General features: G+C 67.1%; 12 protein-coding genes. 2 read left to right on the top strand and 10 right to left on the bottom strand.

Annotation, left to right across the window (positions count from 1 at the left end; all coding sequences use genetic code 11):
* Positions 1 to 57: 57 nt before the first annotated feature.
* The 3 genes from dinG to aroE all read right to left on the bottom strand — a co-directional run bounded on the left by dinG (position 58) and on the right by aroE (position 3,520).
* Positions 58 to 2,160: an ATP-dependent DNA helicase DinG gene (gene dinG, locus ABE472_RS04935; protein ID WP_346465699.1), complete on the bottom strand. Its 2,103-nt coding sequence runs from the start codon at positions 2,158 to 2,160 to the stop codon at positions 58 to 60.
* A gap of 141 nt (positions 2,161 to 2,301) precedes the next feature.
* Positions 2,302 to 2,664 (bottom strand): hypothetical protein, encoded by a 363-nt coding sequence (locus tag ABE472_RS04930; RefSeq protein WP_313209390.1) that lies wholly within the window; start codon positions 2,662 to 2,664, stop codon positions 2,302 to 2,304.
* A gap of 10 nt (positions 2,665 to 2,674) precedes the next feature.
* Positions 2,675 to 3,520 (bottom strand): shikimate dehydrogenase, encoded by an 846-nt coding sequence (gene aroE, locus ABE472_RS04925; protein WP_152152162.1) that lies wholly within the window; start codon positions 3,518 to 3,520, stop codon positions 2,675 to 2,677.
* 52 nt (positions 3,521 to 3,572) lie between these two features.
* Between aroE and ABE472_RS04920 the strand changes: the two genes are divergently transcribed.
* A complete protein-coding gene (locus ABE472_RS04920) occupies positions 3,573 to 4,445 on the top strand; it encodes a TolB-like protein (protein ID WP_346465698.1) in 873 nt (290 codons plus the stop codon).
* A gap of 67 nt (positions 4,446 to 4,512) precedes the next feature.
* Here the strand turns inward: ABE472_RS04920 and ABE472_RS04915 are convergent, their stop codons facing one another.
* The 4 genes from ABE472_RS04915 to ABE472_RS04900 all read right to left on the bottom strand — a co-directional run bounded on the left by ABE472_RS04915 (position 4,513) and on the right by ABE472_RS04900 (position 7,146).
* Entirely contained in the window at positions 4,513 to 4,782 is a 270-nt protein-coding gene (locus ABE472_RS04915) for an SHOCT domain-containing protein (RefSeq protein WP_284128632.1), read from the bottom strand.
* A gap of 34 nt (positions 4,783 to 4,816) precedes the next feature.
* Positions 4,817 to 5,806 carry a porphobilinogen synthase gene (gene hemB / locus ABE472_RS04910; RefSeq protein ID WP_313209399.1) on the bottom strand — a complete coding sequence of 330 codons (990 nt, stop codon included), beginning with the start codon at positions 5,804 to 5,806 and terminating at the stop codon, positions 4,817 to 4,819.
* Positions 5,807 to 5,845: 39 nt separating this feature from the next.
* Positions 5,846 to 6,763 (bottom strand): bestrophin family ion channel, encoded by a 918-nt coding sequence (locus ABE472_RS04905; RefSeq protein WP_313219351.1) that lies wholly within the window; start codon positions 6,761 to 6,763, stop codon positions 5,846 to 5,848.
* Positions 6,764 to 6,897: 134 nt separating this feature from the next.
* The gene (locus tag ABE472_RS04900; protein WP_019185442.1) at positions 6,898 to 7,146 is read right to left on the bottom strand and encodes a hypothetical protein; all 249 of its coding nucleotides are present in this window, start codon (positions 7,144 to 7,146) and stop codon (positions 6,898 to 6,900) included.
* 181 nt (positions 7,147 to 7,327) lie between these two features.
* Between ABE472_RS04900 and ABE472_RS04895 the strand changes: the two genes are divergently transcribed.
* Positions 7,328 to 7,786, top strand: a complete 459-nt coding sequence (locus ABE472_RS04895; RefSeq protein ID WP_019185443.1) for a hypothetical protein — start codon at positions 7,328 to 7,330, stop codon at positions 7,784 to 7,786.
* Positions 7,787 to 7,869: 83 nt separating this feature from the next.
* Here the strand turns inward: ABE472_RS04895 and ABE472_RS04890 are convergent, their stop codons facing one another.
* The 3 genes from ABE472_RS04890 to ABE472_RS04880 form a co-directional block, all read right to left on the bottom strand.
* A complete protein-coding gene (locus ABE472_RS04890; RefSeq protein WP_346465696.1) occupies positions 7,870 to 9,681 on the bottom strand; it encodes a DUF885 domain-containing protein in 1,812 nt (603 codons plus the stop codon).
* Between the two features lie 109 nt (positions 9,682 to 9,790).
* On the bottom strand, positions 9,791 to 11,053 hold the full coding sequence (locus ABE472_RS04885) for a M12 family metallo-peptidase (RefSeq protein ID WP_313209418.1): 1,263 nt from the start codon (positions 11,051 to 11,053) through the stop codon (positions 9,791 to 9,793).
* 159 nt (positions 11,054 to 11,212) lie between these two features.
* On the bottom strand, positions 11,213 to 11,713 hold the full coding sequence (locus ABE472_RS04880; RefSeq protein WP_346463386.1) for a cytochrome c oxidase assembly factor Coa1 family protein: 501 nt from the start codon (positions 11,711 to 11,713) through the stop codon (positions 11,213 to 11,215).
* Positions 11,714 to 11,740 lie beyond the last annotated feature (27 nt).

Genomic DNA, 11,740 nt, shown 5'->3' with positions numbered 1-11,740 from the left:
GCATGGCGTGGCTCTACCGTTGTGAACGCCACGGCCACGTGGCTGTCTGATGCATCCCTACCCGATCACCCGCTTGAACGGCGGCAGTGAATCGATGATGCGCTTGCCATAGCGGCGGGTCAGCAGCCGCGAGTCGAGGATGATCACGCGGCCGGTATCGGTGGAGGTGCGGATCAACCGGCCGGAGAACTGGGTCAGCGTGCGCAGCGCATGCGGGATCGCGATCAGGTTGAAGGCATTCAGGCCGCGGCTTTCGAACCACTCGCTCAGGGTGGAGGTCTGCGGATCGGTCGGCACCGCGAACGGCACCTGGGTGATCACCACCGTGGTGCAGGCTTCGCCGGGCAGATCGAGGCCCTCGCCGAAGGAATTGAGCCCGAACAGCACCGAGCCCTCCCCGGCCGAGGTGCGCCGCAGGTGCTCGTCGATCATCTTCTGCTTGGCCGTTTCGCCCTGCACCAGCACCTGCTTGCGCTGCGCGGCCGGCATCAGCTCGGCCACCTTTTCCATTTTCCAGCGCGAGGTGAACAGCACGATGCTGCCCTTGCCCCAGTCCAGCTCCTTGACCAGGTACTTCGCGATTTCCTTGGGGTGACCTTCCTTGTCATCCGGGGTGACCGGGAATGCCGGCACGATCAGCTGCGCTTGGTTCGGCAGATCGAACGGCGAGGCCAGCGAGACCATCTCGGCCTCGGCCGGAATGCCGTTGTCGATCGCCAGCGCCTGGAAATCGCCACCGCCGGTGAGCGTGGCCGAGGTCATCACCACCGAGTCCACTTCGTCCCAGAGCAGCTTGCGCAGCACGTTCGCGGCCGAGACCGGTGAGCCATGCAGAATCAGATCGCCATCGCGCGAGAGGGTGATCCAGCGCGCGGTCGGCGGCTGGCCCTCCTTGTCCTCGCGGCGCCAGCCGGTCCACAGGTTGTGCTGCTGCTCGATCATCTCCAGCGCCATGCCGAGGTTGCGCTGCAGGCGCTCGCGCGCGGCATCCTCGGGCTTGCCTTTGGCCACCTGCGTCAGCGCGGCGTGCGCCCAGTTGAACAGCGCGCGGGTGTCGTCGGCGATGGCCTCGATATCCGGCATCCAGATGTCCGGCAAGCGGCCATTCGGAGCGCGCCACATCGGCTCCTGTGCGGAAGGATCCGGCCGCCAGCTGCGGTCGATCACATCGCGGAAGGCCTTGAGCTGCTTGCTGACCTTGGCGGCGGCTTCGATGGCCTCGTTGGGCAGCAGGTTGCCCAGCTTGTCCTTGTCCACCGCGCGGTAGGACGCGGCGATCAGCACCTGCAGGCGGCCGGTGCGCTTGGCCATTTCGTCCAGCGCGAGGCTGGCCGCGCCCTGGTCGATGGCGACGTTGCCGATGTGATGCCCTTCATCAAGCACCAGCAGCATGTCCGAGGGCGGGGCGATCAGCGGCTGGCCGTTGTCGCTCTCGCCGATCGACAGCGCCGACAACAGCAGCGCGTGATTGGTCACCACGATCTGCGCCTCGCGCACGGTGTTGCGCGAGCGCAGCACCGCGCACTGCGCCGAGTAGGCGCACTTGCGCCCGGCGCAGCCGGAGGCCGGCGTGGTGATGCGCGAGCGCAGGGTGTTGCTGATCGTTTCCGGCGCGTTGTCCAGGTCACCGTTCCAGCGGCCTTCCAGGAAGGCCTTGCTCAGCGACTGCGCCAGGTCCATCTCGATCGGCGCCAACGGCCGGTCGAACAAAGGCTGTTCGTCGTCGAACATGCCTTCCTGCGCGCCATCGCCATGCGCCTCGGCCGCGTTGCGGGTGCACAGGTAGCGGGTGCGGCCCTTGGCCAGCGCCACGGTGGCTTCAATGCCGGTGGCCTTGAGGAAATTGGGGATGTCGCGCTCGACCAACTGCGACTGCAGCGCCACGGTGCCGGTGCTGATCACCAGTTTCTTCTTGGTCGCCAGTGCGATCGGCACGCCGGCGGTCAAGTAGCCCAGCGACTTGCCGACGCCGGTGGGTGCTTCGACCACGCCGACGCCGCCGCTGTGCGAGAGCGCACGCGACACCACGCCGATCATCTGGCTCTGCGAACGCCGGGTGCTGAAGCCGGGCGTATTGGCCTGCAGCTTGGCGTAGGCATCGCGGATGCCGGCCTTGAGCTCGTCGTTCAGGGCGCGGGGAGCTTCAACTTTTTCGGTCACGCCGGGGGACTGCCTGACTGGATCACGGCCCCCATTTTCTCACGACCCGGGGGCCGTGACCGGCGCCATTTTCCGCGCCGGTTCATATCCGTGACGCGGCCCACGTCAACACGGTGGACTGCGACAGCCTGCTGCACCCGCTCAGCGTGGCGGCAGCGGCGCAGCGGGGGGAACGGCGCGGCCGCGCAGCGCGCGCGTCATCGCCCAGACCAGCAGCACCAGCGCGAGCGCCTCGAACAGATTGAGCGCGAAGTGGCCGGCACCGAGCAGCTTGGACATCAGCTGCAGATTCTCGTAGTTGCCCTGCTGCACCATCCACATCGGCACCAGGTTCAGCACCAGGCCGGCCAGGGTGGTCAGCGCCATCACGCCCAGCGCAGCCAAGGCCACGCTGCGGATCGCGCCGCGCGGGGTATCCACCACCCAGACCACCGCGATCGCCAGCGCGATCAGTACCGGCAGGCGCACGCCCACCATGGTCAGCATCGAGATCAGCAGATCCATGTCCACCGGCTCAGTCCTCGCCGGCCAGCGGGGCCAGTTGGGTCCGCAGCTCGGTGTAGACCGCATCGGTCTGCGGGCGCACGGCGTGCCACTGCAGGAAGCTCTCCGCCGCCTGTTCGACCAGCATGCCCAAGCCATCAACGATGTTGCGGCAGCTGGCCGAGCGCGCCCACGCAGTGAAGGCAATCGCGGCCTCGCCGTAGTTGAGGTCGACCGCGGTGGTCATGCTGTTGACCAGCGACAGCGGCAGCTTGAACTCCGCGGCGCGGTCGCGGCCGGCCGAGGTGGCATTGATGATCAGCTCGAAATCGCCCAGCTCGCGGATGTCTTCCCAGTAGCGGGTGATGGCGCGACCCGGCTCACCCATCGCATCGATCAGCGCGTCGGCGCGCTCGGGGGTGCGGTTGACCACCACCAGCTCCAGGATGCCGGCATCCAGCAGGGCCGGGGCCACGCTGCGGGCCGAGCCACCGGCGCCGATCAACAGGGTGCGGCGGCCACGCAGGTCCAGGCCGTGACGGTCGGTGAGATCCCGGACCAGGCCGATACCATCGGTGGTATCGCCATGCCAGCGATCGCCCTTGCGCAGCAGCGTGTTGACCGCACCGGCGCGGCGCGCGCGCGAGGTCAGCGTGGTGCACAGCGCGAAGGCGGCTTCCTTGTGCGGCGCGGTGATGTTGGCGCCCACGCCACCCTCGGCGGCAAAGGCCTCCAGGGCCGCCAGGAACTCGCCCGGCGATGCCTCGATCGCACGGTAGTCCAGCGCCAGGCCTTCCTGCCGGCCGAACGTGGCATGGATGTGCGGCGACTGCGAATGCGCGATGGGCTGGCCGAATACGGCGTAACGGTCGGTCATGGGTTTCCTGCTCCGGGCCTAGAATGGAACGCAAACCCCAACGGACGCGATGATGCGCATTCCATTGTCTCTGCTCGCGCTGAGCGCCAGTTTACTCTGCACACCCGCCGCGATGGCGCTTTCCGAATTCGGCATCGAGGGCATGGGCGTGGTCTCCACCAAGGCCAACGAGGCGCAGGCCACGATCGCAGCGGATGGCCAGCGCATCGTCTGGGCCAGCGACCGACCCGGCGGAAAGGGGGGCTGGGACCTGTGGCAGGCGGTGCTGCGCGAGGGGCGCTGGCAGGACCCTGCCCCGCTCGCGCTCAACAGCGCCAATGACGAGCGCGACCCGTACTTCAGCCACGATGGCCGCTGGCTGTACTTCGCCTCCGACCGCAGCGGCGGAAAAGGCGGCTTCGATCTGTACCGTGCCCCGGTGACCGCCGACGGCACCATCGAGGCCGTGCAGGCCCTGCCGGCGCTCAACACGCGCGACGACGAACGGGCGCCCGCGCTGCGTCCGGATGGGCGCACGCTGCTGTTCTCACGCAACGGCAGGCAGACCCAGGGCGGCTTCGATCTGTATCTGGCGCCCGTGCAGGGCGAGGGATTCGGTACCGCGCAGGCCCTGCCGGCCCCGCTCAACACGGCCGCCGCCGAACTTGGGGCGGCGTGGCTGGACAATGACGGCGCACTGGCGTTCACCCGCGCGAGCGACGGGCATTCGCAGGTCTTGCTGGCGAGCTGCGATCACCGCCAGGCGGCGGTGCCGCTGATGCTGTCCTTCAATACCGCCGACGGCCAGACCGGTGCGCCGGTGGTGGACGCGTCGAAGCCGTCGGAGATGGTCCTGGCTGGCATGGCACGCGCACCGCGTGCCGGCGGGCTGGATCTGTACCGGATCAAGGCGCCGTCAGCGCCGCGAGGTACCGGCTGCGGTTGATGCTGCGGTTGCCGCAAGGCAGCCACGCGTGGCGTGGCTCTACCCGTGGAGGCGGCGCCGCCCAGGGTCAATGGCCCTGCAGCAGCTCCGCGCGCAGCTGCTCGTACTGCGCTTCGCTGATCTCGCCGTGATCCTTGCGCTGGTTCAACGCGGCCAGCTGTGCCTGCAAGGCGGGCGACAGCTGCGCCTCACGGGCGATGCGGGCCGCGGCGGAGGGTTGCTCCGGTGCCTGCCGCGCGGCGCGGCGCACGCCACGGATCACCAGCCCGATCACCACGGCAAAGGCCAGCACGCCAGCCGTCCAGGTCACCCACTGTAGCCATCCCATCGTCTGCATCATCGTCGTCCTGTATCGGGGTGGGCGCGTATTGTCAGCGTTCGCGCAGCCAACGCGCCACCTGCGGGGCGAAATAGGTCAGCACGCCATCGGCGCCGGCACGCTTGAAGCCGATCAGCGACTCCATCACGCACGCCCGCTCGTCCAGCCAGCCATTGGCGAAGGCCGCCTTCATCATCGCGTACTCGCCACTGACCTGATAGGCGAAGGTCGGCACGCCGAACTGCTGCTTCACCCGGCGCACCAGGTCCAGGTAGGGCATGCCCGGCTTGACCATCACCATGTCCGCCCCTTCTTCCAGATCCAGCGCGATCTCACGCATGGCCTCGTCGCCGTTGGCCGGGTCCATCTGGTAGGTCTTCTTGTCCGCCTTGCCGAGGCCGGTGGAGCTGCCGACCGCGTCGCGGAACGGGCCGTAGAACGCCGAGGCGTACTTGGCCGAGTAGGCCATGATCCGCACATTGACGTGGCCGGCGGCATCGAGCGCACGGCGGATCGCACCGATGCGGCCGTCCATCATGTCCGAGGGCGAAATGATGTCCACGCCCGCTTCGGCATGCGACAGCGACTGCTTGACCAGCGCCTCCACCGTGATGTCGTTGAGCACATAGCCCTTGTCATCGATGATGCCGTCCTGGCCGTGCGTGGTGTACGGATCCAGCGCGACATCGGTCATCACGCCCAGCTCGGGGAAGCGCGACTTCAATGCGCGGATGGCGCGCTGTGCCAGGCCGTTCTCGTCCCATGCCGCCGCGGCATCGAGCGACTTGCCGGCCGGATCGATCACCGGGAACAGGTCGATCACCGGAATGCCCAGCTCCAGCGCTTCTTCCGCCACTTTCAGCAGCTCGTCGATCGACAGCCGTTCCACGCCCGGCATCGAGGCCACCGGCGCGCGGCCGGCCAGCTCGTGCACGAACACCGGATAGATCAGGTCGTCGGTGGTCAGCGTGTTCTCGCGCATCAGACGGCGCGAGAACTCGTCGTGACGCATGCGGCGGGGGCGGTAGTCGGGGTGTGCCATGAGGAACTCCGGAACGGAATGCAGGAAGGAGTGCAGGAACTACTGCAGCAGGTAGTGCCGCGGTTGCAGCGGCTCGGGCAGCGGCTGGACGCCCAGGCTGTCGAGCAGGTCGATCTCGATGATGCGCACCATGGCATCCAGCGGCAGGTCGTTGGATTCCAGCCCGAAGGGTTCTTCCATCTCCTCGCCGAGCTGGTCCAGGCCGAAGAACGCATAGGCGAGCACGGCCGAGACCACGGGAGTGGCCCAGCCCAGCGAGCTGGCCAGGCCGAAGGGCAGCAGCACGCAGAACAGCCATGCGCAGCGGTGCAGCAGCAGCGTGTAGGCGAACGGCAGCGGCGTGGTCAGGATGCGCTCGCAACCGGCCTGGATGCTGGACAGTGCATGCAGGCGCGTTTCGAACTGGGTGTACAGGAACGGATCAAGCTGGCCGGCGCGCAGCGCCTGGGCGAGATCGGCGGCGATCATCGCCAGCAGCTGGTCGGGCGCGTTGAGGCGCTGGCCGAACCGCGCGCGATCGGCCTCGGGCACCCACGGCAGCGCCGCCAGCGCCATGTCGCGGCCACGCAGGCGGGCGGCCAACGCATGCGCGAAGCCGATGCACAGCCGGCACACGCGGTCGCGCAGCGCAGGATCGTCGACCAGCAGCGCCTGGCACAGGCGGGCCAGGCTGCGGGATTCATAGATCAGCTGGCCCCACAGCTTGCGGCCTTCCCACCAGCGCTCGAAGCAGGCGTTGTTGCGGAAGCTCAGGAAGATCGACAGCACCAGGCCCAGCAGCGTGAACGGTGCCACCGAGACGCGCTCGATGCCCGGCGGGTGCCACAGCTCGGCCAGGGCAGCCACCGCGATCGACAGCAGCAGGATCGCCACCACCTTCGGGGCCACCGCCGGAACGATGGAGCCGCGCAGGATGTAGAGCAGTTGCCAGCCGTGGGGACGAGGACGAATGATCATCGGTGCAGGGAGAGCGCCCGGACGGGCGTGGACCGCCGGCAGAGCCGGATGCGGCAGCCGGTCATTCTACGCCGATGGTACCGGGCGGCCGTGAGCTGCGACGGTCGGTCGCACCCGGGCCGCGCACGGGCCGCTCAGATGATGCCGCCACCCAGCCCCAGCCGGACGATGCCCACCACCACCACGATGCCGTTGAGCACCAGCCCGGTCCAGGCCCGGCCGCGCTTGCTGGCGTGGGTGAACAGGATGCCGATCGCGGCGATGACCGCGCCCACCGCCGCGAACGGGATCAGGAACCAGTTGCCCCACCCCAGCAGCGGGATCAGGGCCACAATCATCCAGAGCAGCGCGACGATGCCCCACAACAGACTGATCAATCCCATGCCCGGCTCCTTGAGGTGAATGCGTGGCCCACCATAGCGGTTCCCGGCGCAGGCGCAAGCGGCAGCGAGACGCCGTTGGCGGGGGCCTCACCGGGCCGGTGCTAGGGTGCGCTGGCAGGGGTTGGGACCGATTCAGTCGCCAGCGCCGATCATCCCAGCCATCACACACAGGGGTAACGCCATGAACATCCGATGCGCTGCATTGCTGGGCCTGGCGCTGCTCAGCGCCGGCTGCGCCAGTACCTCCAAGGTCATGCTCGGCCAGGCGCGTGCGCCGGTCGATCCGGCCACGGTGCAGATCTACTCCACTCCGCCGGCCGGGTCGCAGGAAATCGCCCAGCTCGAATCGGCCAGCGCGGTGGGTTTCGGCACGCAGGGCCAGACCGATGCCGCGGTCATGCGGCTCAAGCGTGAGGCCGCCGCCCTCGGGGCCAACGGCGTGATCCTGATGGGCGTGGGTTCCAGCGGCTCGCCAGTCGGCATGTCCGTCGGTGCGGGCAGCTACGGCTCGCACGTGGGCGGTGGTGTGGGCATCGGCATCCCGACCACGCAGAAGCGCGCGGCCGGTGTGGCGATCTGGGTACCGAATCCGCCGCCGGCGCCGCGTCTGCCGACGCAGACGATCACGCCGCAGCGCTAACGAAGGCCGCGGTAGGCCACGACCGTTGGTCGTGGCTGCTGGGATAGCGCACCGACCAACGGTCGGTGCCTACCGCAAACGCGTCAGCGCTTGGCCGCGCTTTTGTACTTCGGCACGAACACGTCATTGACGGCCTTGGCCAGCTGGTCCGGCGGCAGCAGACCCTGGTCGAGCAGGAAGTTGTTGAACGCCAGCCGGTCGAAGCGATCGCCCAGCGCCAGCTCGGTCTGCATGCGCAGCTCAAGAATCCGGGTGTAGCCGTAGAAGTAGCTGCCGGCCTGGCCGGGCATGCGCACCATGTAGCGGTCCAGCTCCTGCGTGGCCATCGCCTTGGACAGGCCAACCTCATCGATCAGCACGCGCTCGGCGTTGGCCCGGTCGATCTGACCCAGGTTGAGCATCGGGTCCAGCATCGCGCGCGCGGCCCGCAGCAGGCGGAACTGCAGCGCGATCAGCTGACCGTCCAGCGGCTCGTACGGCACCATCTCCGCTTCGGCATACAGCGCCCAGCCTTCCACGTTGACCGAATTGAAGGCGAACATCGTGCGGGCCAGCGAGATGCCGCGCTCGACCATCGCGGTGAACTGCAGTTCGTGGCCCGGGCGGCCTTCATGCGCGCTCAGCGTCCAGGCGGCCGAGCCGAAGTTGAAATCGTCGTACTGCGCGGCCTTGTCGCCGGCGGCCGGGTTGCCCAGCGGCAACACGAAGGTGCCCTGCTGCCCGGTATTGCCGACCAGCGGCGCCGGCAGGAAATGCGGTGCCGGCGAGGCGGCGCTTTCGGCGGCCGAGCCCAGGCGCATCTGCATCGGACGCTGCGGCACGTCGACGATCTTTTCCTTGCGGATGATCGGGTCGATCGCATCGATCACGCCGCGGTAGTGGTGCTCGAGCTGATCGTCGGGAATCTTGTCGCCCTTGAGCGCACGCACCACCGCCACCGGATCGGTGCTGTCGGCGACCTTCAGGCCTTTGGCCTGCACCACCAGCGGCGCCAGCTGGCGCATCGCCGAGCGGGTCTCCATGAACTCCAGCTGGGCACGCTGCATCAGCAGCGCCGGGGCGATGTCGATGCCCACGCGCTTGAGCTGGTAGGCATACAGCGGCTCGGGCAGGCGCGCATCGGTGCGGGCTTTGGGCAGCACTTCACGGCGGGTCCAATCACGGTACTCGCGCAGCTGGCTGGCGATGGTCTGCAGCGCCTGCTCGGCGCCGGCCACCTTGTACTTGCCGAACAGCTGTTCGATGCCGGTGATGTAGGTGTCCACGTTGGCCAGCGACTGCTCGACTTCGATCTTCGTCGGCTGCAGCAGGGTCTTGTCGCCCAGGCGTTCTTCATAGCGCTGGCGCGACAGGGTGGTCACCGGCTGCGTGCCCGGGGCAAGCCCGGCGTAGGCCTTCAGGCGATCCAGCGCCTTGGCCCGGCGCTCGGTGGGCACCTGGTCGGACAGCAGCAGGTTGAGGCCGCTGAACACGGTCTGCGGGGTGTCGCTCCACGGCAGCAGGTACTTCTCGTTGAGTTCGCTGCCTTCGATGTTCTGGTTGGCGGCGGCGATCATGATCGCTAGGTCCTGGCGGACGTTGGGATCGCGCTCGGTGGCAAGCTTGGCCTGCAGTTCACTGCGCGCCTTGGCCATCGCCGCGCGGTAGCGGGCACCGTTGTCGGGGCCGAAGTCGGCCACCTTGTCGTCATAGCCCGGCACGCCGAAGAAGCCAGTCTCTTCCGGCTGGAACGGGCCCTGCGCATCCAGCAGGATCTGCGCCAGCTGGTTGCTGCGGGTGACCCATGCGGGCGAAGCGGCGGGCTTGGCGGCAGCCGGGGCGGCCAACGCCGGCGGGGCCGACAGCGCGGCGGGAACGGACAGGGCCAACGCAACAGCAAGGACAAGCGGCTTCATGCAGGAACTCCAGGGCAGGATGCCTGCGACCCTACGCACTTGGCGGGTCGGGGGCAATTGGCCGGAGGTCATGGCTTGATTGTTAACCTCCCGGCCCGGGTCAGTCTGCTCACGGGTCTGGATAGAATGCAGCTATTGTGGCTCGTGTCTCATTCAACACGCGGACGTTGTCATGCAGACGCGCCGTTCCAGCCGGCAATCCGTTGTGGCTCACCCGCGGAGATGACCAGCGGTTGACCCGTCCGCATGCACGATCACTGCAATCGTAAGCCATCACTGTCCTCCACCGGTCAGGTGTATTCAATGGTGATTGATAGCCATGCCCGTATTGGAATTTTGGAGGGCTGATGGACGCGTGTGCAGGATCATGGTCGGCGCCCAAGAGGTGGCCGATTTCATGGGCGAGGCTGTTGATCTCATTAGGAAGGCAGCGACGTTCAACCACCGCAAATGCCGTTTCCTTCGTTGCCAGAAGCCGTTGTGCTTGACCGCAGACGGATTCCGGATCTTTCGTGTCGATGATCATCAGCATCAAATCCGCCTTTTCGAGATGCCTCATCCTATGCACCAGCCAGAGCGGGCCGTTAGAGCCCAGAACAAGGTCATCCAGCGTCTGTACCACGCTGGATTCAGCGTAGCCGGGCAGCGCATTTCCAGCCCGCTGTAGTTCAACCCGAATACCGCTAGCGAGGAAGCCAGCAGTTGCGTGTTCGACCGCTCCCTCCATCATTCTGAAAACCTGCTCCCTACCGTTGGCAAGCGCACCATTTCCGTACCCAAAAGCCACGCGTATCGTCGATACCGCGGTTGATGGGGAAGCAGCCTTATCCAGGATGAGCGGGTCCGCCGGATAGGGATCACGCACCGTGGGTGCTTCATTGGGAACCCGGCGCAGATCGATGCGCACCAGTAGATCCCCAAACAGCTGATACAGCAAATGGCCACGTGAAAAACTGGACATGAGGTCGCCGTTGCCCAGCTCGGTGATTTCGACAGTGCTCGACATTCCCCCAGGCCCCCGCACGCCGATGATCGTCCCTGCCCACAGTTGCCGCGACGTGGGCGAGCGCTGGACATCATGCGTGCTGACATCCGCCACATATAGAGGAACATCCTCCGGCTCTCTGGCGATCAGGGGCGTGCGCTCGATAATGAACACGTCGTCGAACAGATCGACCTGGATCCGATCGGACGCCAGTGCCGTGCGATCTACCTTGACCCGGCGCACCCAGTCATACATTCCGCCGGCATAGTGCTTGCGCGCCTCCAGCCCGGGATCCCACCCACCAGTGGGAACCTCGATGAACGGTAGCGCCGCAAAGGTTGTCGGCGCTAAAAACAAACCACACAACACAGCCATCAAGCCACTCAAGATTCGTTCCACCGCTCCACCTCGCCCGCAGCATTGCCCAAACGGGCAGGTGCATCGAGACTAGAGACCGCGGGTACGCAGAACCCAGCGTGGCATCACGGTATCAACGAAAACAGCAGTCATTGCGAATCCAGAAGGCAGCAACGTCAGCTTCGCCTCTCAAAGACTGAGCGACGGCGGACACTCGCCCTTGGCGCGGCACTCAGCCAACGCACAGCGCTCGGCGGCCTCGGCATCATCCAGCGCGGTCAGATCGATGGCGTCGTTGGCATCGGTGACCACATACAGCATCGGGTAGTCCCAGTGCTCGCCACTGCGCTTGGCATTGAGGAACAGGCGGCCCTTCCCTTGTGGACCGCTCACCCCGATCACGAACTGGCTCTGGCCATTGGAATGCATCGAGCCGGCCGGCAGGTAGCCATCGCGCAGGGGCTCACCCAGCGCTTCAACCAGCTCGACGTTGCAGCGCGCGCGTCGCATGGCCTCCTGGTAGGGCGTGCTGGATTTGCTCCAGTACGCCCACTGGGACAGCGCGAACCACACCGCGCCCGCTGCCGCCGCCATGCCGACCACCACCGCCACTGGCATGGCCCAGCGCCAGTGACGGCGCCACCAACCGGTGCGCACGGTGGTACCAGGAAGTGCGGGCGGCAATGTCATCGGCAAACTCCTTGTCAGGCCGGTGGC

This window comes from Stenotrophomonas sp. TWI809, assembly GCF_039673205.1.
Classification (GTDB): Bacteria; Pseudomonadota; Gammaproteobacteria; order Xanthomonadales; family Xanthomonadaceae; genus Stenotrophomonas.
The sequence above is the reverse complement of the archived record's forward strand: the minus strand, read 5'-3'. Positions and strand labels throughout refer to the sequence as shown.

Coding starts and splice junctions, on each gene's coding strand:
- ABE472_RS04930 (WP_313209390.1), bottom strand. CDS start 2,664: ATGGATCTGCTGATCTCGATGCTGACCATGGTGGGCGTGCGCCTGCCG.
- aroE (WP_152152162.1), bottom strand. CDS start 3,520: ATGACCGACCGTTACGCCGTATTCGGCCAGCCCATCGCGCATTCGCAG.
- ABE472_RS04920 (WP_346465698.1), top strand. CDS start 3,573: ATGCGCATTCCATTGTCTCTGCTCGCGCTGAGCGCCAGTTTACTCTGC.
- ABE472_RS04915 (WP_284128632.1), bottom strand. CDS start 4,782: ATGCAGACGATGGGATGGCTACAGTGGGTGACCTGGACGGCTGGCGTG.
- hemB (WP_313209399.1), bottom strand. CDS start 5,806: ATGGCACACCCCGACTACCGCCCCCGCCGCATGCGTCACGACGAGTTC.
- ABE472_RS04905 (WP_313219351.1), bottom strand. CDS start 6,763: ATGATCATTCGTCCTCGTCCCCACGGCTGGCAACTGCTCTACATCCTG.
- ABE472_RS04900 (WP_019185442.1), bottom strand. CDS start 7,146: ATGGGATTGATCAGTCTGTTGTGGGGCATCGTCGCGCTGCTCTGGATG.
- ABE472_RS04895 (WP_019185443.1), top strand. CDS start 7,328: ATGAACATCCGATGCGCTGCATTGCTGGGCCTGGCGCTGCTCAGCGCC.
- ABE472_RS04890 (WP_346465696.1), bottom strand. CDS start 9,681: ATGAAGCCGCTTGTCCTTGCTGTTGCGTTGGCCCTGTCCGTTCCCGCC.
- ABE472_RS04880 (WP_346463386.1), bottom strand. CDS start 11,713: ATGACATTGCCGCCCGCACTTCCTGGTACCACCGTGCGCACCGGTTGG.